This is a genomic window from Marinococcus halophilus (assembly GCF_900166605.1).
Taxonomy (GTDB): Bacteria; Bacillota; Bacilli; order Bacillales; family Marinococcaceae; genus Marinococcus; species Marinococcus halophilus.
Map to the genome: position 1 here is coordinate 676698 of NZ_FVZD01000006.1, position 20201 is coordinate 696898.

At 46.8% G+C, this 20201-nt stretch carries 23 protein-coding genes; 19 read left to right on the plus strand and 4 right to left on the minus strand.

The genetic code is table 11. The features are described 5' to 3' along the window. Positions 1–35: 35 nt before the first annotated feature. Genes B5066_RS09580 through B5066_RS09590 form a run of 3 tightly spaced genes read left to right on the plus strand, consistent with a single transcriptional unit; the run spans position 36 to position 2890 of the window. A complete protein-coding gene (locus B5066_RS09580; RefSeq protein ID WP_079475710.1) occupies positions 36–713 on the plus strand; it encodes a hypothetical protein in 678 nt (225 codons plus the stop codon). After that, the gene (locus B5066_RS09585; protein ID WP_079475711.1) at positions 700–1446 is read left to right on the plus strand and encodes a pseudouridine synthase; all 747 of its coding nucleotides are present in this window, start codon (positions 700–702) and stop codon (positions 1444–1446) included. Before B5066_RS09580 ends, B5066_RS09585 begins: the two co-directional genes overlap by 14 nt. Then, entirely contained in the window at positions 1436–2890 is a 1455-nt protein-coding gene (locus B5066_RS09590) for a xylulokinase (RefSeq protein WP_179124083.1), read from the plus strand. The genes B5066_RS09585 and B5066_RS09590 overlap by 11 nt, the downstream gene beginning before the upstream one ends. Positions 2891–2938: 48 nt before the next feature. Here B5066_RS09590 and B5066_RS09595 read toward each other — a convergent pair whose 3' ends face one another. Beyond that, positions 2939–3157, minus strand: a complete 219-nt coding sequence (locus tag B5066_RS09595; protein ID WP_079475713.1) for a DeoR family transcriptional regulator — start codon at positions 3155–3157, stop codon at positions 2939–2941. A 422-nt stretch (positions 3158–3579) separates the two neighbouring features. Beyond that, positions 3580–4515 carry a cysteine synthase A gene (cysK, locus tag B5066_RS09600; RefSeq protein WP_079475714.1) on the minus strand — a complete coding sequence of 312 codons (936 nt, stop codon included), beginning with the start codon at positions 4513–4515 and terminating at the stop codon, positions 3580–3582. A 105-nt stretch (positions 4516–4620) separates the two neighbouring features. On the opposite strand from cysK, the gene thpR reads away from it, so the two are divergent. The 4 genes from thpR to B5066_RS09620 all read left to right on the plus strand — a co-directional run bounded on the left by thpR (position 4621) and on the right by B5066_RS09620 (position 7265). Then, entirely contained in the window at positions 4621–5166 is a 546-nt protein-coding gene (thpR, locus tag B5066_RS09605; RefSeq protein WP_079475715.1) for an RNA 2',3'-cyclic phosphodiesterase, read from the plus strand. A 13-nt stretch (positions 5167–5179) separates the two neighbouring features. After that, entirely contained in the window at positions 5180–5548 is a 369-nt protein-coding gene (locus tag B5066_RS09610; RefSeq protein WP_079475716.1) for a CidA/LrgA family protein, read from the plus strand. After that, positions 5541–6230, plus strand: a complete 690-nt coding sequence (locus B5066_RS09615) for an LrgB family protein (protein ID WP_244897362.1) — start codon at positions 5541–5543, stop codon at positions 6228–6230. The genes B5066_RS09610 and B5066_RS09615 overlap by 8 nt, the downstream gene beginning before the upstream one ends. Positions 6231–6344: 114 nt before the next feature. Beyond that, positions 6345–7265: a hypothetical protein gene (locus B5066_RS09620; protein WP_143745421.1), complete on the plus strand. Its 921-nt coding sequence runs from the start codon at positions 6345–6347 to the stop codon at positions 7263–7265. 6 nt (positions 7266–7271) lie between these two features. Here the strand turns inward: B5066_RS09620 and purU are convergent, their stop codons facing one another. After that, positions 7272–8141 (minus strand): formyltetrahydrofolate deformylase, encoded by an 870-nt coding sequence (gene purU, locus B5066_RS09625; RefSeq protein WP_143745422.1) that lies wholly within the window; start codon positions 8139–8141, stop codon positions 7272–7274. A 346-nt stretch (positions 8142–8487) separates the two neighbouring features. Here purU and B5066_RS09630 point away from each other — a divergent pair, with 346 nt between their 5' ends. From B5066_RS09630 to B5066_RS09655, 6 genes are all read left to right on the plus strand, one after another. Next, complete coding sequence (locus B5066_RS09630; protein ID WP_143745423.1) at positions 8488–9324, plus strand: phosphotransferase family protein; 837 nt, start codon at positions 8488–8490, stop codon at positions 9322–9324. Between the two features lie 85 nt (positions 9325–9409). Further along, entirely contained in the window at positions 9410–10051 is a 642-nt protein-coding gene (gene trmB / locus B5066_RS09635; RefSeq protein ID WP_079475719.1) for a tRNA (guanosine(46)-N7)-methyltransferase TrmB, read from the plus strand. A 46-nt stretch (positions 10052–10097) separates the two neighbouring features. Further along, positions 10098–10952 (plus strand): YtnP family quorum-quenching lactonase, encoded by an 855-nt coding sequence (locus B5066_RS09640; protein ID WP_079475720.1) that lies wholly within the window; start codon positions 10098–10100, stop codon positions 10950–10952. A 264-nt stretch (positions 10953–11216) separates the two neighbouring features. After that, positions 11217–11972 carry a DeoR/GlpR family DNA-binding transcription regulator gene (locus tag B5066_RS09645; protein ID WP_079475721.1) on the plus strand — a complete coding sequence of 252 codons (756 nt, stop codon included), beginning with the start codon at positions 11217–11219 and terminating at the stop codon, positions 11970–11972. Continuing rightward, a complete protein-coding gene (gene pfkB, locus B5066_RS09650) occupies positions 11969–12907 on the plus strand; it encodes a 1-phosphofructokinase (RefSeq protein WP_079475722.1) in 939 nt (312 codons plus the stop codon). The genes B5066_RS09645 and pfkB overlap by 4 nt, the downstream gene beginning before the upstream one ends. A gap of 13 nt (positions 12908–12920) precedes the next feature. Next, positions 12921–14933: a PTS fructose transporter subunit IIABC gene (locus tag B5066_RS09655; RefSeq protein WP_079475723.1), complete on the plus strand. Its 2013-nt coding sequence runs from the start codon at positions 12921–12923 to the stop codon at positions 14931–14933. A 100-nt stretch (positions 14934–15033) separates the two neighbouring features. Here B5066_RS09655 and B5066_RS09660 read toward each other — a convergent pair whose 3' ends face one another. Then, entirely contained in the window at positions 15034–15339 is a 306-nt protein-coding gene (locus B5066_RS09660) for a PepSY domain-containing protein (protein WP_079475724.1), read from the minus strand. A gap of 154 nt (positions 15340–15493) precedes the next feature. Between B5066_RS09660 and B5066_RS09665 the strand changes: the two genes are divergently transcribed. The 6 genes from B5066_RS09665 to ytpR all read left to right on the plus strand — a co-directional run bounded on the left by B5066_RS09665 (position 15494) and on the right by ytpR (position 20147). Beyond that, positions 15494–16567: a M42 family metallopeptidase gene (locus B5066_RS09665; protein ID WP_079475725.1), complete on the plus strand. Its 1074-nt coding sequence runs from the start codon at positions 15494–15496 to the stop codon at positions 16565–16567. Between the two features lie 2 nt (positions 16568–16569). Beyond that, complete coding sequence (locus tag B5066_RS09670; RefSeq protein ID WP_079475726.1) at positions 16570–17079, plus strand: DUF84 family protein; 510 nt, start codon at positions 16570–16572, stop codon at positions 17077–17079. Between the two features lie 62 nt (positions 17080–17141). Next, complete coding sequence (locus B5066_RS09675) at positions 17142–18152, plus strand: PTS sugar transporter subunit IIC (RefSeq protein WP_079475727.1); 1011 nt, start codon at positions 17142–17144, stop codon at positions 18150–18152. A 36-nt stretch (positions 18153–18188) separates the two neighbouring features. Continuing rightward, the gene (locus B5066_RS09680; RefSeq protein WP_079475728.1) at positions 18189–18524 is read left to right on the plus strand and encodes a thioredoxin family protein; all 336 of its coding nucleotides are present in this window, start codon (positions 18189–18191) and stop codon (positions 18522–18524) included. Positions 18525–18644: 120 nt separating this feature from the next. Next, positions 18645–19445 (plus strand): DUF1444 family protein, encoded by an 801-nt coding sequence (locus tag B5066_RS09685; protein ID WP_079475729.1) that lies wholly within the window; start codon positions 18645–18647, stop codon positions 19443–19445. A gap of 63 nt (positions 19446–19508) precedes the next feature. Beyond that, the gene (ytpR, locus tag B5066_RS09690; protein ID WP_079475730.1) at positions 19509–20147 is read left to right on the plus strand and encodes a YtpR family tRNA-binding protein; all 639 of its coding nucleotides are present in this window, start codon (positions 19509–19511) and stop codon (positions 20145–20147) included. Positions 20148–20201 lie beyond the last annotated feature (54 nt).

Here is a 20201-nt window from a genome sequence, read left to right on the forward strand (position 1 = left end):
GCTGCACATACCGAAATGTATTGGAGGAAAATGAAATGTTAGTAGTAGGATCCGGGAGGCTAGCGAAGCTTGCAGTAACAAAAAGTGAACCTCCCTTTGTCTCTGTGATGTACCGGGGAAAGGAAAAACTCTGGATGAGGGAAACAAAAAAGGAGATTTCCCGGGTGGATGAGCTGGAGCTTCCTCGTTTTCCCTATATTTTTTTAGCGCTTCCGCCGGAAGGAATCAAAGAGTTTATTTATTGGCACGGACCTTATTTAGCGGAAGGAAGCGTTATATACATACCGGCTACGTCGCTCTGCTCGGAGGAGCTGGAAGTGCCTGCCCATGTGCGGAAGGCTGCGGCTAAATTTGCCGGTCATGCTGAAAGGGCTGCAGCTAGTAGGGGAGAAAACGTTTTTGTAGTTAACAGCGCAAAAAAAAGCGACCGCGAATATCTCCAGAACTGGCTCGGAGGGGCATTTACAGTTATTGAAGGCACTGAGCAGGAGGTAGAAGCTGCAAATAAAACAGCAGTGGAAGAAACATTGAAAATGATAGTGAGTATCGAAAAAAAGATGCAGGAGCAGAATATATCAAAAACCGTACAGGAAGCCGTGCTCCGCCAGATTCCGGCAGGAGTAATTGAAGCACATATAAACGGCTCACATGGGGAGTTTGCTTCGGGAATTCTGGAACAGATGGAGAGAGGTGATCAGCATGAGAATGGATAAACTGTTGGCGGAATTAGGATATGGAACTCGCAAGGAAGTAAAAAAGATGCTGAAAAAGGGAGGCGTATTTGTCGACAGGGAGCCGGTAAACAACGGGGCGGTTCAGGTGGATCCCGAAGAGCAGCAGGTCAGCGTGTTTGGAGAGGACATTCACTATACGGAATTTGTTTATTTTCTCATGCATAAACCAGCGGGGGTTATCAGTGCTACCGAAGACAGCGTGCATGATACGGTGCTGGATATTTTAGAACAGGAGGATGCGGTAAGAGAACCTTTCCCGGTCGGCCGGCTTGACATTGATACGGAGGGGCTGCTGCTGTTGACGAACGACGGCAAGCTTAATCATTTTCTCACGTCGCCGAAGCATGGCGTCGTAAAAGTCTACCGGGCGGTACTCGAGCATCCGATAGAAGAAAGGGATATTGAGCAGTTTAAAAAAGGTGTAAAGCTTGATGACGGCTATATTTGTAAACCTGCTGTTCTGCGACAAGTGCCTGATACACACCGGGAAGTGTATGTGGAAATAACAGAAGGGAAATTTCACCAGGTAAAACGGATGTTTGAAGCAGTGGGGAATGAAGTCGTTTATTTAAAAAGAGAGTCGTTCGGCAGGCTGTCACTCGATGAAGATTTACTGCCGGGGGAATACCGGGAATTAAATGAAGAGGAAATTCAGCTGCTTCGGGACAGCGTCGGGGAAAAATCACAGGGAGCAAGCGGCGATGAGATGTAGACTGCTAATTGCAGACCTGGGCACCTCGTCTTTAAAAGTAATGATAATGGGCGGTGGTGGACAGGTGGAGAGCAGTACATCAGAGCCTGTCCTTACTTATACCGAGGGAAAAAGGCACGAACAAAAGCCGGCAGAATGGTGGAAGAGCTTTAAAAAAGCATGCAGAACTCTGCATAATCAGGGGACGGGGCTGGATGTCGACGCGGTTGTATGCACTGGTCAGATGGAGGATTTCATCCCTGTTAAAGACGGGCTTGCGGATACGGCAATACTTTATTCCGACCAGGGAGGGAGCAGAAGGCTGCAAAACAGGCATTTAGCTTCGGATGCTGTTACGGCCGTCACAGGAAATGATTGGAAATCCACGACCCCTCTGATGAAATGGCTGGCGGATGAAGCCCCGGAAAAGTGGGAGCGGGTGTTATTTGGTTCTAAAGATTATTTAATTTACTGCTTAACGGGCGTATCAGTCTGTGATCCGGTAAATGGTACTGTCACTGGGATGATGAATATACATACAAGAACGTGGGACGAACAGTTATGGAACGGCACCGGCATTTCCTATCGTCAGCTTCCTCTTCTTCTGGAGCCCGAAGACATAGCCGGTTATGTATTGAAAGAGGTCGCCGTGCAAACGGGAATACCAGCTGGAACACCCGTTTGCTGTGGCCTTGGAGACGGAGGCGCAGTGACGCTTGCAGCTGGTTTTCAAGCGGGTGGGGACAGCGGCTATGCTTACGCAGGAACCACGGGATGGGCAGCGGTGCCGGCAGATACATTGGCAATGTCAAAGGAAGGCAGTGTTTTTCATCTGGCTGCCCCGCAGAAAGGCCAGTTTATTAAAATTATGCCGCTTCTCAACATGGGAAATGTGCATCAATGGGCGGTTCATACGTGGTGTGGCCATGGCAACTTCGAAGAGTTTGAAAAACTGGCAGCTGAGCCAAAGGCTATGCCCGAGTCGCTTGTATTTATTCCTTATCTAAACGGAGAAAGAAATCCAATCGTTGATGAAAAAGCCCGAGGGGCGTTCATTGGCATTGACAGCCAGGTGGACGAGAGCCATATGGCCCGCGCGGTGCTTGAAGGCCTGGCTTTTTCTTTAAAGCAGGTCTTTACTCAGGCTGGCCTGGCTTCTTCCAGCCTCTTTCTTGTGGGTGGGGGTACGAAAAGCAGAGCTTTGCGGCAAATAGTGGCGGACGTATTTCAATGCAGGGTGCAGGTGAGCGCTGAACAGGAACGGCTGGCTATGTTCGGAGCCGCTGCCTGCGGATGGAAAGCTGTTCATGAATGTAGCTGGGAAGAAGCAGGAAAGGCGTTGCGGGGCATAGACCATAGAGATATTATTGTGGAGCCTGACGTGTCAAAAAAAGAAATATTGGTGAAGAAGGAACGGCTTTTTGCCGAAGCGGCTAGAAGGATGCGGGGAATTTTTGACGTATGAAAAAACGCCAGGATGTTAATCCTGGCGCCAGGGGATAGGTATAGTCATTCAGGAAGCTTTTACTTTTCGGGCAGTCGTCGTCCAGGCCCCTCTAGAAGGGCTGCAGACCAATTCATTGTATTCAAGCACATTCAAATCACGCTGAATGGTGCGCTGTGTAATTCCGAATTCGTCAACCAATTCCCCGGTGGTCACCGTTCCTCTCTTTTTAATATAGAGATAGATAGACTTAATACGGGTTATCATTCGGTCGGTGGACGTTCTCAAAAAACCACTCCTTAGCCAATGAATTTATGGCACTTGAAGACATGCCCGGGACTGCGCACGTAAATAGGAAGTATAATTGATGGTTTCGACTGTTGTTGTGTCAACTGCTCTGTGGAACTTTCCGTAGGAAGTTCAGCAGCATGTAGGATAAAAGTATTCAAAATATTTTGTAAGCGTCCCTGTACTTAATAGTTTATACCATTTATTTATTTATCGCAAAATTTTTGACAAAAATCCATTCAATTTATTTACGAAGTAACACAAAAGTCGAATGATTTGCTAAAATAATGTTTTATTGTGCGTGATCAGTTTGAAAATACAAAATCGGCGATGGAACTATCCATTTTATTTCACAAAATACTTAATGTAAAAATTATGTAAAAAAAGACCCCCTTTTTGTAAAGGAGTCTTTGAAAAAGATTTTATTGATCGAAACGGAAAAGGTCAGTAGATAAATACCGTTCGCCAGTATCACAGGCAATTGCAACCACGACCTGATCCGGCGGCAACTGTTTTGCTGTTTCCATGGCAGCGTAGCAGGCAGCCCCTGAAGAGGGGCCAACCAGGATGCCTTCCTGGCCGGCAAGGTCTCTTGTGGTTTTATAAGCATCTTCGTCGGTAATTTTATAAATATGGTCGTATATCTTCTGATTCAAAATAGGCGGTATAAACCCGGGGCTGGTGCCGACGAGTTTATGGGGGCCTGGTTTTCCGCCCGAAAGCACCGGGGAGCCAAATGGTTCTACGACATGTATCTGAACGTCTGGGTACAGTTCTTTTAACTTTTCCCCAGTTCCTGTCACAGTGCCGCCGGTACCGGAAGCAGCGACGAACCCGCCCAGGGGCTTACCAATTTCCTTCATTGCTTCTTCAATTTCAAGTGCCGTGCTTTCCCGGTGGGCATCCGAGTTGGCTTCGTTTTCAAACTGCATGGGCATGAAGCTGTCAGCAATTGTTTCTACAAGTTCATGAGCCCGGGAAATGGCTCCGGGCATTTTTTTGTCGCCTGGGGTGAGTTCTACTTCCGCGCCGTATGCCTTCAACAGGTTGATTCTTTCTTGAGACATGGTGTCCGGCATAACTAATATGGCACGGTAGCCGCGGGCAGCGGCATTCATGGCAAGACCGATGCCGGTATTGCCGGAAGTAGGCTCGATAATAGTAGTATTTTCATTGATTTTCCCCTCTTCTTCGGCCTGCTTCAGCATATTTTTTGCTGCTCTGTCTTTAACACTGCCGCTGGGGTTTTGAAATTCAAGCTTCAAATATACGTCCGCTCCTCGAGTATCAGGAAGGCGGTTTAATTTGACTAAAGGCGTATCGCCGACTAGTTCTGACATATTGTTTGCTACACGCATGGCTGTTACACATCCTTTTTCTATCATTCATTTGTATATTTTAACACATTTGCATTGCTTGTTCGTTTTCAACGGCTTTAAAGCAAGAAAGGGAGGAAGTAAACCTTGGATAATCATTATTTTCTTGGAATTTCAGTACCGGAAGAGGCCAGGCTTTCCTGGGGGGCCTGGGCATCAAAGGTTAAAAATGATCTTCCATTTAAACAATGGGTACATCCGCAGGATTTTCATATTACACTTCATTTTTTCGGCCGGCTTTTACCAGACAAGGTTGATGCTGTCCAGGAAAAGATGAATAGAATAACATTATTATCCCAGCCTCAGATCAGGCTGGATGGGGTAGACTTTTTCGGTCCGGAAGGCCGTGAAAATGTGCTTTATACAAAAGTAGGCGCAGAAGATGGGCTGTTCACTTTGTACACTGAATGGAAAGAACAATTGAAAGGCATGGGAATAAAGACAGAGCAACGTCCGTACCGCCCTCATATGACTCTTGCCAAAAAGAGAATCAAGGAGCAGATATTTACGTGGCCGGCCGTGCCTCTTCCGGAAGCCTTATTTTTTCACGCCTCTCAATTGCATCTTTATCGCATTCACCCAGGACGAAGTGTAAAATACGAAACAGTACATTGGACGGAATTGACCGAATAAATGAGGGGAATGTATGAACGTATTTAGAATTGTCATTCACATACTGATTTTGTATGCATTTTACTGGACTGGTGTCTGGATTCAGGGAGTGCTTCAGCTTCCAATTCCGGGAAGTATCCTCGGCATGCTGCTTTTGCTTGCAGTTTTTATTTTTACTTCAGCCACGCCAAAATGGATTCAGGAGGGATCCGGGCTGCTGCTCGGAAACATGCCGCTGTTGTTTCTTCCGGTGACCGCAGGACTGGTGATCCACGGAGAGCTGTTTTCAGTGCTTGGAGCCGTGCTTGTGACTGCTGTGTTTATCAGTACACTTCTTGTAATGGGAACTGGCTCATGGGTGTCCCAGTATTTATTGAAAAAAAGGAGGGAGCATCGTGAATGAATGGTGGACAGGAGCTGCTGCTATTGCCGGGACGATGATGGTGTACGCCGCCTCCAAAAGAATGTACCGGCGTTTTCCGGCGCCATTAATGCTTCCGATCGTCACTGGTACCATTGTTATTATATTATTTCTGTTAATTTCCGGAATCCCCTACAATGCCTATATGATCGGAGGCCAGTGGATAGAATCGCTGCTGGGGCCTGCGGTGGTGGCACTGGCCTGCCCGCTGTATGAACAAAGGCATCTGTTAAAACGATATTCTGTTCCGATTCTCAGCGGTATTGGTACGGGAGCGGTGATAGGTATCATTTCGGGACTTGTTTTTACGAGAGCAGCGGGTGCATCTAAAGAATGGGCGGCAGCGGTGCTGCCTAAGTCAGTAACAACACCGGTAGCCATGGACATTACGACAACGCTCGGCGGAGACGCTCCCTTGGCGGCAATGTTTGTGATGGTGGCGGGTATCGGCGGAGTAGTGGTTCACGCCCAGGTGATGAAAGCGGTGGGGGTAACTGATCCGGTAGCGAAGGGAATAGGCATGGGTAGCGCGGCTCACGCGATAGGAACAGCTAAATCGCTCGAAAACAGTGAAACGGAAGGGGCGGTCAGTTCGGTAGCTATGACAGTCAGTGCCGTTATTGTTGCTTTTTTAGCCCCATTGGCAGGTAATTTATTCCTGTAATGTGAACATCAGCCGGACAATGACGATATAATAATAAAAGTGGAGGCCTGCAGCTTCTATGCAGAGACGCACCTTCTAAGAGAAAGGCTGCAATGAAGGAGAAGGGAGAGTTGAATGGCTCAACTAATAAAGATGAAAGACTATGCTTCGCGTTATGAATACCATTTTCTTCACCAAAACGCGGAATTTTTAGCTGCCAAAAAATCGTACTGGCAGCGTATGAAAACAGACTGGATGATTGCAAATAAATCGAGCCCAAAAGTGTCCGGAGAAGAGCCGCTCGAGAACAACACCCGGATGGGAAAAGCAGTGAACCGGTTAAAGTGGTGGAAGCAAGAAGAGGAGGAAGTGGAAATTAACGAAAGCGATGCCTACTTATTTTTTAAAGGAAAAACGCTCGAGGAGCTCAAGGATATCTTTTATGATAACTGGTTTTTAATCCAGCTGGAGTGGGCCTCTTCCACAATCTCTGAAATTTCAATGATGGATCCGAAATTAAAATACGACTACCGGCTGCGCACCCTTCTCAGGGAGCTTCCCGATACGTATTTTGTTATGTACTATCCGGTTTTTCATACAAAACAGACGACGATGGAGGGGGCCATTACTATCATTGGCCCAGTAGGGATCGACGTGGTACATATTTTAGAAGGAACAATGTACAGTGTATTTGAACCGGCAGACAGCAGGTTCTGGAAGGAGTACGTGAATCAGAAGCAGCATACATTTGTCAGCCCAGTCCTTGCGCTGAAAAGAACAACAAACGTAGTGGAAGCTGTATTAAAACAAGCGGGGACCACCTTTCCTGTCCAGGCGACAGTGGTTTCCCCCGCTTCCATTATTGATAACCGTGAAGTTTTATACGCATATACAGCAGATAAACGCGAATACAAACGGTGGATGGAAAGACGTATCAACAATCCATCCCCGGTGAAAAACCGGCAGTTGTTTTCCGCAGAAGCGCTTATGGGGCAAGCGGCAACCGTTTCTGTCCTCCGTAGTGAAATCTACTCTTCGAATGAATACGGCGAATAAGCAGCTTTACAGAAAAACAATCGTTTTATTGTCGTCGACAATGACACGGTCTTCTGCATGCCAGGTAACGGCTCTTGCCAGCGCAATTTTTTCAGCGTTGCGTCCGGTGATTTTTAAATCATTGGCATTGTACTGGTGATTGACCCGAAGGACGTCTTGTTCAATGATTGGGCCTTCATCGAGGTCGTTGGTCACGTAATGGGCGGTAGCACCAATAAGTTTCACGCCGCGTTCAAAAGCCTGTCTGTAAGGGTTCGCTCCGATAAAGGCCGGGAGAAACGAATGATGAATATTAATGATTTTTGCCGGGTAGTGAGCAACAAAATCCGGCGACAGTATTTGCATATAGCGGGCCAACACAAGAAAATCGATCGGATACTGCTCAAGCGTACGAAGTATTTTATTTTCTGCTTCCGGCTTGGCATTTTTATCTATCGGTATGTGGTAAAAAGGAATTTCATAGCTTTCTACTACATTTTTAAGCGTCGTGTGGTTACTGATGACGCAGCTGATATGAATAGGCAGTTCCCCGGAACGCCACCTCCACAATAATTCAGTTAAGCAGTGATCTTCTTTTGAAATGAAAATCGCCACACTTTTTTTGCGGTCTTCACGCTCTAATGACCATTCCATATCGAAATGCTCAGCAATAGGAAGAAATTCTTCTTTTACTTGATTAAATTTCTCCGGATATGGCGAAATGGAAAAAACAATTCTCATAAAAAAACGTCCGCCTTCCGGATCGTTTGTATGCTGGGCGGAATGAATAATATTAGCACCATGCTGGTGCAGAAAATCAGATATAGCGGCTACAATTCCCGGCTGGTCCGGGCACGTAATTAATAGCCTGCCATTGCCAAGCGAGCGGTCTGGCATAATAACGTCCTCCTTCATATAAGCAGTTGCCCTGTAATAATGAACGAAATTACTATACCACTCTGAATGAGGGAAAAAAAGGGTAAGTTACCAAGTAGGCTTAAATGGAAGATACGCAGAAAAATAGCAGATGAGAGGTCGGTCACAAGTATTATGGTCGATTGACTTCTAAATTCAATGTTTGCTATTATTAAGAACGATTCGCTGTAAAAATAAAAACGCAAATAGGAACACTTTTACCCGCACGAGAAGTAGAGGAGATCATTTCATAGAGGGTATTTTATACATACAATTAAATAAAACAAGACAGGCATTGAAATAAAATATTGTTAAAAAAGGATCGGCTATGAAATATTCAGACCACTATGATAGATCGAAGGTGAAAGTATTGGAACTGCTGATGGGAGACGGATGGACGATTGAACCAGCCGGTGGCTCTTCAGGAGAAGCTTACCTCGCGCGTGCCGGGGAACAAGTGTTATTTCTGAAAAGAAATTCTTCTCCATTTCTCGCTGTGCTTTCAGCAGAAGGAATAGTGCCTAAACTGCTTTGGACAAAGCGCCAGGCTAACGGTGATGTAATTACCGCACAGCGCTGGGTTGACGGCCGTGAACTAACGGGCGGCGATATGGATAACAAACGGGTGGCCCAGTTATTATCTAAAATACACTCCTCAAGTGAACTGCTGGACATGTTTATGAGAATAGGGAACCACGCCCGCACTCCGGAAGCAACAACCACTGTATTAAGAAAGCAGCAGGAACGGCTTCCTTATATTACGACTTCGATGGCTGGAGCTCTCGATGAACTTGCAGGGACGTCTGGCGAAGTACAGCCTCCCCGCCTCGTTGTCTGTCACGGTGATATGAACCACAACAATTGGATGTTTGATGCCAATGGAGATTTATATTTAGTGGACTGGGACAATGCAACAGTCAGCGATCCTGCACTTGATTTAGCCCTGATTCTGTATGAGTACATTCCAAAAGAAGAGTGGGAAGTGTGGCTGCAGGAATACGGGCTGCCCTTAACCTCCCATTTACAAAGGCGGATGCGCTGGCAGATTATCAGCCACCTGCTTGATCATGCCCAGCAGGCATTACTCACGAACCGGATAAAAGAAGCAGAGTTTTATAAGAAACAGCTTGAAGCAGTGCTCGACCGGGACTCATTGCAAATATAAAAATCCGCTGGAACGTCACTGCGTTTTCAGCGGATTTTGTCTGTCAAATAGGTAGTTATTATATGAAGAAAGAGGGAAAAGAAGGATGAGACTCCGACATAAGCCGTGGGCCCACGAATTTTTGCAAGAACACCCGGAGCTGGTGGTCACAACAGCGGAACAGGTAAATAAAAATTGGGGAAAAAGGTTTGGGAACGACCAGCCTCTTCATTTGGAAGTAGGCACAGGCAAAGGGAAATACTTAAGCGACAACAGCATCAAATACCCGGGTGTCAATTTTATTGGTATGGAAATGTATGAAAGTGTTCTTGCGACCGGGGTGCAGCGCGCCTTGTTCAAGCAGCCGGAGAATCTCGCCTTTATTCATGGTGATGTACGCTATTTAATGGACTATTTTGAGCCTGCCTCAGTAGAAACACTTTATATTAATTTTACTGATCCGTGGCCAAAAAAACGTCATGAAAAACGCCGGCTGACGCACCCGGATTTTCTGGAATTGTATAAGCAGGTTTTGGTACCGGGAGGAACCGTGCAGATGAAGACTGATAATCAGGGATTGTTTGAATATTCTCTTTCCTCCCTTTCCACGTTTGGTTTTTCATTAAAAAAGGTGCGTCTCCATCTGCATGAAAGTGAAGAGGCAGAAGAAAATGTGATGACAGAATATGAAAAGAAGTTTTACGCAAAGGGAGTGCCTATTTATTTTACTAAAGCGGTAAGGCCATAGTGTTTGATAAAAGGGATCATTTGTATGAAATGGAGGGGCTGTTTTCATGAACCAATTAACCATCGGCAATTATACCATTACATGGCTCGAAGGTGGCATGACAAACATGGACGGGGGTGCGGTGTTCGGCGTGGTACCGAAACCGCTCTGGTCAAAAAAATACCCGGTCAATGACAGCAATCAAGTTCCAATGCCGACAGACCCTCTGCTTATTCAGGGAGAGGGTAAAAATTTACTGGTTGATGCAGGGATTGGAAACGGCCGGCTCAGCAAAAAGCAACAGAGAAATTATGGCGTAACGAAAGAGTCAAATGTGGAGCAGAGTCTGCGGGAAATGAATCTTTACGCTTCAGATATTGATGCTGTGTTAATGACGCATATGCATTTTGACCATGCTTCGGGGCTGGCCCGTGAAGAGCAGGGCCAGAGTGTGCCAATCTTTCGCAATGCTGTTATTTACGTATCGGAAACGGAATGGGAGGAAATGAAAAATCCGAATATCCGTTCCGAAAACACGTACTGGGAAAAGAACTGGAAGCCAATCGCCCACCAGGTTGAAACGTTCGAGTCAGAGCTTCATATTACTGAAAACATACGAATGGTGCATACAGGCGGACACAGCGCCGGTATGAGCATTATTTTGATTGAGGATGAAAGCAATACACTAATCCACATGGCTGACAATATGCCTACACACGCCCACCAGAATGTGCTCTGGGTAACCGCCTATGATGATTATCCAATGGACTCAGTGTACATGAAAGAGCATTATATGAACTGGGGCTGCCAGCGCCAAGCATGGTTTACTTTCTACCACGATGAGCTGTACCGTGCTTTAAAGTTTAATCCTGCGGGAGAAGTAATCGAAGCTGTAGCCAGGGAAAAGCAGAGCGAAATCTGACCAGAACGTTCATATTTTTACACACGCCTCTAAAAGCTGAGGCGTGTTTTTTTATTTCTGAAATACATAACAATGCCAAACATGAAAATGTCAATTTCAATCAATGAACAAAAGTAAATGATTGTTTTTGAGTAAAATTGATTGATTATGATTAAGTAAGCGTGTACAATGAAGTTAATTAAACAAGCAAAAACAGAAAACGATCAAAACTTCTGCAGACGCCTGTTGCTTTTTATGCCAAACCCGGAAAGGAGAGGGAAGGTAATGCTTCACACGGAGCGCAGAGACACCATCATCGAAATTCTAAAAACGAAAGACACTGCTTCTATTCATGAGCTGGTGGAACTGACTGGTGCTTCAGAAGCAACAGTTCGAAGGGACTTATCCAAACTGGAATCGGATGAACAGATTAAACGAATTCACGGCGGAGCTTCTCTCTCCAGGCGCCGCCGGAACGAACCAACTATCGCAGAGAAGAGCAGTGTAAACCAGTGGGAAAAGAAAAAGATTGCAGAAGCAGCAGCTTCCCTGCTTGAACCCGGTGAATGTCTTTTTCTGGACGCCGGGACGACGACCCTGGAGATGATCCCTTATTTGGCTGACCGGAATCTTGTCGTGGTAACCAACGGCATTCCGCATGTACCGCTTTTGCTCGAGAAGGGCATTGAAACGTACGTCATCGGAGGTAAAGGCAAGCAGGGGACTGGGGCCCTCGTAGGAATTAAAGCTATAGAAGCACTGAAGGAATTTTGTTTTGACGCCTGCTTTCTCGGTATTAACGGTGTTCATCCTGTTCACGGGTATACCACCCCGGATCCGGATGAAGCAGTGGTTAAGCGGACAGCGCTTGATCTTGCGGAAAGGAGCTATGTGCTGGCGGATCATTCGAAGATTAATTCCATTACATTTGCCAACATTGGTGAACTTGCTTTAGCGGAAATTATTACGTCGGACAGGCTGCGGGACGATGAGCGGACAAACTTGAAGAAATATACAGATGTGAAGGTCGTGAGTACATGATATATACAGTAACGCTGAACCCGGCAATCGATTATGTAGTCGAACTAGAAGAGTTTATTCCGGGAAATATCCATCGGTCGAAAAATGATTTGAAATATCCAGGCGGTAAAGGCATTAACGTTTCGAGAGTGCTGCAAAGACTCGGAGAGCAGTCAACTGCGCTCGGTTTTGTAGGCGGGTTTACCGGCCAGTATATTAAAGAAAGCCTGGAAAAAGAAAACATTCAAACGGATTTTGTGCAGGTAGAAGAGGATACAAGAATTAACGTCAAAATCCGTGGCGGCGAGGAATCTGAAATTAATGGAACCTCCCCGGGCGTCTCGCGCGAAGACGTGGAAGCACTGTACCAGAAGCTGGATGTTCTGACGCAGGAAGATGAATTAATACTTGCAGGAAGTGTTCCTTCTTCTCTCCCTCACAGCATCTATCTGGACATAATGGAACGGGTGAGAAACAAAGGAGTCAGGGTGTGTTTGGACACAAGCGGCGAAGCGCTCGGTGAGGCATTGAAAGGCCGCCCTTATTTCGTGAAGCCGAACCATCTGGAACTCGCAGAGTTGTACGAAGTGGAAGTGAACAGTGTGGAAGATGCTGCAGTGTATGGCCGAAAGCTTCTGGAGGATTTTGATATTGAGCATGTGGTTATATCGATGGCAGGAGAAGGAGCTGTATATATTAATAAATCACAGACCCTTCACGCCTCCGTGCCAAAGCAAAAAGCCGTGAACTCTGTCGGGGCAGGTGACTCCCTGGTAGCTGGATTCGCCGCCGGAATCGCGGAACGCCTGGATCCGGCTCAGGTGTTGAACAAAGCAGTAGCTTCCGGAAGTGCTACAGCATTTTCTGAAACATTCTGCACGAAAAAAGAAGTAGAAGAACTAAGTCAAAAGATCACGATCCGTTCGCTCGAAAGCGAAGAGACTAATCAAGCTTAAAGGGGGAAGCAGAATGAAAATTACCGATCTATTAAAAAGAGATACCGTGCTGCTGTCTCTGTCTTCGACAGATAAAGCGGGAGTGATTGATGAGCTGGTAAACAAGCTTGACACTGCCGGTCGGTTAAATGATCGCCATGCTTTTAAAGAAGCAATTGAAAAAAGGGAATCAGAAAGCTCTACCGGTATCGGCGAAGGCATCGCCATTCCTCACGCAAAGACAAGCGCTGTAGATACACCGGCTATTGCATTCGGCCGTTCTCAGGAAGGTGCAGATTATGAATCATTGGACGGCCAGCCGGCGCATCTGTTTTTCATGATTGCAGCAACTGAGGGAGCGAATGAAGCACATTTAACTACATTGTCCCGTTTGTCTACGCTGCTGATGGATGAAAACTTCCGCCAGGATCTCTTGAATGCAGAATCCGAAGACGAGGTCATGGCGGCGGTAGACGCAAAAGAAAGAGACAAGCTTGGAAGTGATGAGGAAGAAGCATCCGAAACCTCTTCAGCCCAGGCTGCCGACGACAGCAATACGCCGAGGATTCTTGCAGTAACCGGATGTCCAACTGGTATCGCCCATACCTATATGGCAGCAGATGCCCTGAAGGATAAAGCAAAAGAGCTCGGAGTTTCTATCAAAGTGGAAACGAATGGATCCGGAGGGGTTAAAAACCGTCTCACCTCCGAAGAAATTGCAAATGCGGAAGCTATTATTGTAGCGTCTGATACAAAAATCGAAATGGACCGATTTAACGGAAAGCCGCTTTTATCCACCAAAGTTACGGATGGCATCCGTAAACCGGAACAGTTAATTAACCAGGCTGTGAACGGAGAATTTTCGAAATACCGCGGCTCTGGCAGAAGTTCATCGTCGGATGAAGAAGAGAGCGCTTCTAGCGGCGGAGGCGGAGCAAAAGCAGTTGGAAATGCTATTTACCGCCACCTGATGAATGGGGTTTCGAACATGCTGCCATTTGTTATCGGCGGCGGGATTCTTATCGCTCTTTCTTTCTTCTGGGGGATTAACTCGGCGGATCCTGAAAGTGACCAGTTTAACGGGTTTGCCCAGGCTCTGAATGCAATAGGCGGACAGTACGCCTTTGGATTATTCGTAGCAGTGCTTGCCGGCTTTATCGGTATGAGCATCGCAGACCGGCCTGGTTTCATGCCGGCAATGGTTGGTGGTTTCATGTCCACTCAGGGCATTCCAGGAGCTGAGAACGCCACAGCCGGTTTCCTTGGCGGTATCATTGCCGGTTTCCTTGGCGGTTATGTCGCTCTTGGCGTGAAGAAGGCTATGTCTGGACTCCCGCAGGTGCTTGACGGAATTAAAACAATTTTATTTTATCCAGTTATCAATATTTTGATCACCGGTCTTTTGATGTACTACGTGTTTATTACACCAGTTGCTTTTCTAAATACAGCTCTTCAGGACTGGATCACAGGTCTTGGTACAAGCAACCTGGTCCTGCTTGGGATTCTGCTCGGCGGCATGATGGCAATCGACATGGGCGGACCGTTCAACAAAGCGGCCTTCACAGTCGGTGTCGCTCTAATCGGCCAGGGCATTTACGCTCCGCATGCGGCTGTAATGGCCGGCGGGATGGTGCCGCCGCTTGGTATCGCCCTTGCGGTCACGTTCTTTAAGAACCGTTTTCCGAAAGAACAGCGTTCGGCTGGGTACACAAACTATGCGCTCGGATCATTTTTCATTACAGAGGGTGCCATTCCGTTTGCGGCAGCGGACCCACTTCGGGTTATTCCTTCCATCGTTACTGGATCTGCAGTAGCAGGCGGCCTGGCCATGTTCTTTAACGTGGAACTGCTTGCACCGCACGGAGGTTTTCTCGTGTTCTTCCTGAATGCTGTGCAGGGCGGCGGAGTTTTTCTATACTTCCTCGCGATCCTTATCGGATCACTTGTGACGATGGTTATGCTGGCTATTTTGAAGAAGCCGCTGGAGCAGTCGAAAAACGAAGTACAGGATTACAAGGATTCTAAAGAGAAAAAAGAAGCATCTTAACTAATACAAAAGAGAGGCGCCAATGAAGGTGCCTCTCTTTTGTATTATGAAGGAAAATAAAAAGCTTCCGGCCCTGGAATAAGGCCGGAAGCTATGTTGATTAAGAGCTCAGTTCTAAAATAGTGCCGGTTTCAGCATCTACAATAAAGTCTAATTGACGGGTCTCTCCCTGATTGGTGCTTGAAAGGCCGCCACGGTAAACCTTGTATTCCAGGTCGTCTTTTTTGTAGGTTTCCGGCGTCATGTGGATCCAGGAGCCGTTAACCGGCAGATGATCCTGTACGTTTTCTTTTACCGTCTTCAGCGCTTTTTCCGGGGAAATTTCATCTTTCTTTGTGAACTGCTTAACCAAAATTCCCAAAGCAACACCAAGACCTACTCCAATAAGGATATTCTTTGTATTCATTATTATGTCCCTGCCTTTCCATTTCTTATTATACTCAGTATACCGCAAATAATGCGTATATCCAAATACATACCCGTTTTCAATAGTGGTAAAAACGTGAGTCGTTCGATAAAATGAAAATTAGGCAGAGCCTGACAAGCGAAAGGAGTATTTTATGAAGCAGGAAACACGCGACATGTTTAAGTTTTTAACAGAGACACCGGCAGTACCGGGTTTTGAACATCAAATCCGTACATACATGAGAAAAGAACTGGAGCCGGTAAGTGACGAAATTATCCAGGACCGGCTCGGAAGCTTGTTTGGAGTGAAACGCAGCGCTCAGGAAGGCCCGAAAGTAATGATAGCCGGCCACATGGATGAAGTAGGATTTATGGTTAAATCCATCGATGAAAACGGAATGATCCGGTTTCAAACGCTTGGCGGCTGGTGGAGCCAGGTACTGCTTGCCCAGCGTGTTCAAGTGTATACAGAAAATGGAATCATTCCGGGGGTGATTGGTTCCACCCCTCCACACCTGCTGGAACCGGAGCAGCGGGAGAAGCCGATGCCGTTAAATAAGATGTTTATTGATATTGGAGCTGACAGCAGTGAGCATGCGGAACAGCTCGGTGTCCGTCCGGGTATGCCAATATCTCCGGTCTGCCCATTCACTCCAATGGCGGACGAGAAAAAAATTATGGCAAAGGCATGGGATAACCGGTATGGTGTCGGCCTGACTTTAGAATTAATGAAAGAAGTCCAGGATGAAAGCCTTCCAAACACGCTTTACGCAGGCGCCACAGTACAGGAAGAAGTAGGGCTGCGCGGGGGCCAGACGGCTGCACAAATGATCCAGCCGGATATTTTTTACGCTTTGGATGCAAGTCCGGCGAACGATTCCACTGGAGGGAAAGATGCCTTCGGCCAGCTTGGTAAAGGGGCGCTTTTGCGTATATTTGACCAGACGATGATCACTCACCGTGGCATGCGGGATTTCGTTCTAGATACGGCGGAAAGTAACAATATCCCGTACCAGTACTTTATTTCTCAGGGAGGGACTGATGCCGGGCGTGTGCATATGGCCAACGAAGGTATTCCATCTGCTGTTATCGGAGTCTGTTCCCGCTATATCCACACTTCTGCTTCCCTGCTGCATGTGGATGATTACGCTGCAGCAAAAGAACTGCTGACAAAGCTCGTGCGAACCACAGACCAACAGGCCCTCGATATGATTCATAAAGGAGTCTGAAGTTGAAAAAGGCTTTAGTAGGATCAAAAAATCCTGTAAAAATAGAAGCAGTACGCCAGGTGCTCTATCCGGAATTTTCCGTTTCCGGTACAGCTGCGGCTTCGGAAGTGAGTGATCAGCCGTTTTCCGATGTGGAGACGAGAGAAGGAGCTGTAAACCGTGCCCGGCATGTGCAAAAACGTGCTGATATTGGGATAGGGCTCGAAGGCGGCGTACAGGCTGAAGAAAATGACATATACTTGGTCAGCTGGGGGGCGCTTACAGATGGCACAGGTACATGGACGGCCGGCGGAGCCCGTATACTGCTGCCGGAACATATTGCTGCTATGCTCAGGGACGGCGTGGAATTAAAAACAGCAGTGGACCATTACTCACAGCTGACAGATACTCATCAAAACGAAGGGGCAGTCGGAATCCTGACCGCCGGCCGGGTGGACCGGACTGCCCTTTTTCACCATGTTGTATCCCTGCTTTACGGCCAGTGGCTGCATCAAACAGGGCGCCGGTTTTAAACGGCGCCTTTTCATTAAATTAAATTATGGTTACAATGGGAAAAAAGAGAAGGAGAGAGGACATGCGGTCATTTTTTTTGAAAAAGGGTGTAAATTTAAGTGTAAAGACATATGGAGTTACAGCTTTAAGCTACATGGCGCTTGGGTTGTTTGCGTCTTTAATCATCGGACTAATTATTCAGACAATTGGCCGGCAGCTCGGCATTACTTTCTTTGAGGACATGGGCACGCTTGCGATTTCATTAATGGGGCCTGCCATTGGGGTGGCTGTAGCTTACGGGCTGCAGGCTCCGGCGCTGGTTGTTTTTTCTGCGGTAGCTACTGGCGCTGCCGGAGCAGAGCTCGGAGGACCAGCAGGAGCTTTTATTGCAGCACTCGTTTCTGTGGAGCTTGGTAAGCTGGTTTCCAAAGAAACAAGGCTTGATATTATTGTGACACCGCTTGTGACGATTATCGCGGGATATGGGATCGCCCAGCTTCTTGGGCCAGGAATTCAGGCGTTTATGACAGGCTTCGGAGATTTGATTGTCTGGGCTACAGAAAGGCAGCCGCTTATTATGGGAATTTTAGTTGCCGGGCTGATGGGCCTTGCTCTGACAGCACCCATTTCAAGTGCTGCTATTGCCATTATTCTCGATTTGAATGGAATTGCGGCCGGGGCGGCTACTGTAGGATGTGCAGCACAGATGGTTGGTTTTGCAGCCAGCAGTTTTCGGGAAAATAAGTTTTCAGGCCTCGCCGCTCTCGGGATCGGAACTTCCATGCTTCAGGTGCCCAATGTCGTGAGGCGGCCGCTCATTTTGATTCCGCCAACGCTTGCAGGAATGATAGTGGCTCCTTTTTCTACGATGGTTTTCATGATGGAAAATAATGCAGCAGGAGCCGGAATGGGTACGAGCGGCCTGGTGGGCCAGATTATGACTTTCCAGACGATGGGATTTTCTTTTGAAGTGCTTGGAACAGTGCTGCTTCTTCATGTTGCTGCCCCCGCGTTAATCAGTCTCGGTTTGTCAGAGTGGATGCGCAAAAGAAATTGGATTAGAATGGGGGATATGAAAATACGGGAAGGGTAGCCTTTTCTGTATGTATTAATTCAAGGAGGAAAAACAATGGAAAATTTAACTACACAGGAATCTTTTAATCAAGCCATTGATAATGGAAATACAGTAATTATGTTCTCCGCCGGCTGGTGCCCGGATTGTACGTATATTGACCCGGCGATGCCCGAGATCGAGCAGCAGTACGATCAGTTTACTTTCTACAAAGCGGATCGTGATGAGCTGATGGATGTATGCATTGACTACGGCGTAATGGGTATACCGAGTTTTCTTGCTTTTCGTAATGGAAAAGAAGTACACCGCTTTGTAAGCAAGCAGCGGAAAACGCCGGAAGAAGTCCAGCACTTCCTAAACGAAGCATTGGAAAAAGCCAACGAGGCTTCATAAAGGTCCAGGAGGCTGTCCCTGAAAAAGGGACGGTCTTTTTTTAACAGTAAGCACGAGTGTGGGAGTACACGACTGCACGTGTTACGATAGAATTAAGAATGTTCAAGAGGAGCGATAGAAATGGAAGTACGAAAACTACAGCGCATACTGCGGGAACGATTGAAAGACGATGAGTCCCGGACGTTTAAATATGATGATGAACACAGCTCGCTGCGGGTCGAGCACAAGCAGCTGAAAACCGGAGTGGATTTGGATTTAAGCAAATGGGCGGCGAAATATGAACGAGAGGGAGAAAAAGCTGTGGAGGATGTCGTGCATTATATCGATACATCCTTTCGCGCCATGGAACGCGATGTTTCACTCTCCGGACAGGAAAGTTTTATTTATCCGGTCATCCGCTCTACCTCCTTCCCGACTGAGACAAAGGAGGGGAAAGAGCTCGTATGGGACGACCATACAGCGGAAACCAGAATTTTTTACGCTCTTGATATGGGAGAGGCGTATTCATTGATCGAACAAGAAACGCTTGAAGCTGAGCAGATTGAAACCGAAAACATCCGCCGCGCTGCCCGCAATAATTTAAAGACATTGGAAGTGCCAATGAAAAAAGATATGGTGGCCGGAAATACGTTTTATTTTATTAATACAAATGACGGCTATGATGCAAGCCGCGTATTAAATGAAGCTTTGCTGCAAAGTGTAGCTGAGGGTGTGCAGGGCGACATGGCAGTAGCAGTGCCGCATAACGATGTCTTTATTATTGCAGATATTACCAATGATGCTGGCTACGATGTCCTTGGCCAGATGGCTTTCCGCTTCTTCAATGACGGACGGGTGCCGATTACAGCCCTGCCGTTCATGTATGAAAATGGAGAATTTGAACCTATCTTTATCCTGGCAAAAAAACGCCCTAAATCCTGATTCGCGGGAGCGTGCAAGCTGTGATACAATAAAAGTTAAGTTAGCGAAAAGGAGTCTCAACGAATGAATATTTTTTATAACCCAACAGGAATTGGAGATGTGCTTCTCCTTTCCTTAAAACCAATAGATTCAAAACAGCGTAAAACGGTAAGGTACGGAGATGTCGCCGTGCTCACCCATGCGACAACGAAAGAAACAGCAGGTTATCATATTTTTAATGCTTCTTCCTATGGAGAAATTACAGGGACGGGCAGAATAGCAGGGGATGAAGCCCATATTCAGCTTGTCAATAGAGCTTTAAAAGAAAACAATGTAGACAGTTCTCTTGAAGTGCCGTCCCAGCCCAATTTCCTCGTAGGTGCCGTGACGGATAAAAAGCGGCATCCGGATGCAGACAAGCTGAGCGTCTGCCAGGTGGAAACGGGTACAGAGACGCTTCAAATCGTCTGCGGAGCTCCGAATGTCGACAAAGGCCAGAAAGTAGCTGTAGCCGTGCCGGGGGCAGTTATGCCTTCAGGGATGAAAATTAAAAAATCAAAACTCCGTGGCGTGACTTCTACCGGCATGATCTGCTCAGTGTCTGAGCTTGCACTGCCGGAAAAACAGACAGAAAAAGGCATTCTCGTTCTTGATGAATCGTACGAAACGGGTCAGGATTTTTATAAACAGTATCACGAACGCCCGGTTTCAGCGTCCGTGTAGGAAGTGAAAAACCGCTAGTGGTGCTAGGGGTTTTTCTTGTGCAGACAAAGTTAA

Coding starts and splice junctions, on each gene's coding strand:
- B5066_RS09580 (WP_079475710.1), top strand. CDS start 36: ATGTTAGTAGTAGGATCCGGGAGGCTAGCGAAGCTTGCAGTAACAAAA.
- B5066_RS09585 (WP_079475711.1), top strand. CDS start 700: ATGAGAATGGATAAACTGTTGGCGGAATTAGGATATGGAACTCGCAAG.
- B5066_RS09590 (WP_179124083.1), top strand. CDS start 1,436: ATGAGATGTAGACTGCTAATTGCAGACCTGGGCACCTCGTCTTTAAAA.
- cysK (WP_079475714.1), bottom strand. CDS start 4,515: ATGCGTGTAGCAAACAATATGTCAGAACTAGTCGGCGATACGCCTTTA.
- B5066_RS09610 (WP_079475716.1), top strand. CDS start 5,180: ATGAACGTATTTAGAATTGTCATTCACATACTGATTTTGTATGCATTT.
- B5066_RS09620 (WP_143745421.1), top strand. CDS start 6,345: ATGGCTCAACTAATAAAGATGAAAGACTATGCTTCGCGTTATGAATAC.
- purU (WP_143745422.1), bottom strand. CDS start 8,141: ATGCCAGACCGCTCGCTTGGCAATGGCAGGCTATTAATTACGTGCCCG.
- B5066_RS09630 (WP_143745423.1), top strand. CDS start 8,488: ATGAAATATTCAGACCACTATGATAGATCGAAGGTGAAAGTATTGGAA.
- trmB (WP_079475719.1), top strand. CDS start 9,410: ATGAGACTCCGACATAAGCCGTGGGCCCACGAATTTTTGCAAGAACAC.
- B5066_RS09640 (WP_079475720.1), top strand. CDS start 10,098: ATGAACCAATTAACCATCGGCAATTATACCATTACATGGCTCGAAGGT.
- B5066_RS09645 (WP_079475721.1), top strand. CDS start 11,217: ATGCTTCACACGGAGCGCAGAGACACCATCATCGAAATTCTAAAAACG.
- pfkB (WP_079475722.1), top strand. CDS start 11,969: ATGATATATACAGTAACGCTGAACCCGGCAATCGATTATGTAGTCGAA.
- B5066_RS09655 (WP_079475723.1), top strand. CDS start 12,921: ATGAAAATTACCGATCTATTAAAAAGAGATACCGTGCTGCTGTCTCTG.
- B5066_RS09660 (WP_079475724.1), bottom strand. CDS start 15,339: ATGAATACAAAGAATATCCTTATTGGAGTAGGTCTTGGTGTTGCTTTG.
- B5066_RS09665 (WP_079475725.1), top strand. CDS start 15,494: ATGAAGCAGGAAACACGCGACATGTTTAAGTTTTTAACAGAGACACCG.
- B5066_RS09675 (WP_079475727.1), top strand. CDS start 17,142: ATGCGGTCATTTTTTTTGAAAAAGGGTGTAAATTTAAGTGTAAAGACA.
- B5066_RS09680 (WP_079475728.1), top strand. CDS start 18,189: ATGGAAAATTTAACTACACAGGAATCTTTTAATCAAGCCATTGATAAT.
- B5066_RS09685 (WP_079475729.1), top strand. CDS start 18,645: ATGGAAGTACGAAAACTACAGCGCATACTGCGGGAACGATTGAAAGAC.
- ytpR (WP_079475730.1), top strand. CDS start 19,509: ATGAATATTTTTTATAACCCAACAGGAATTGGAGATGTGCTTCTCCTT.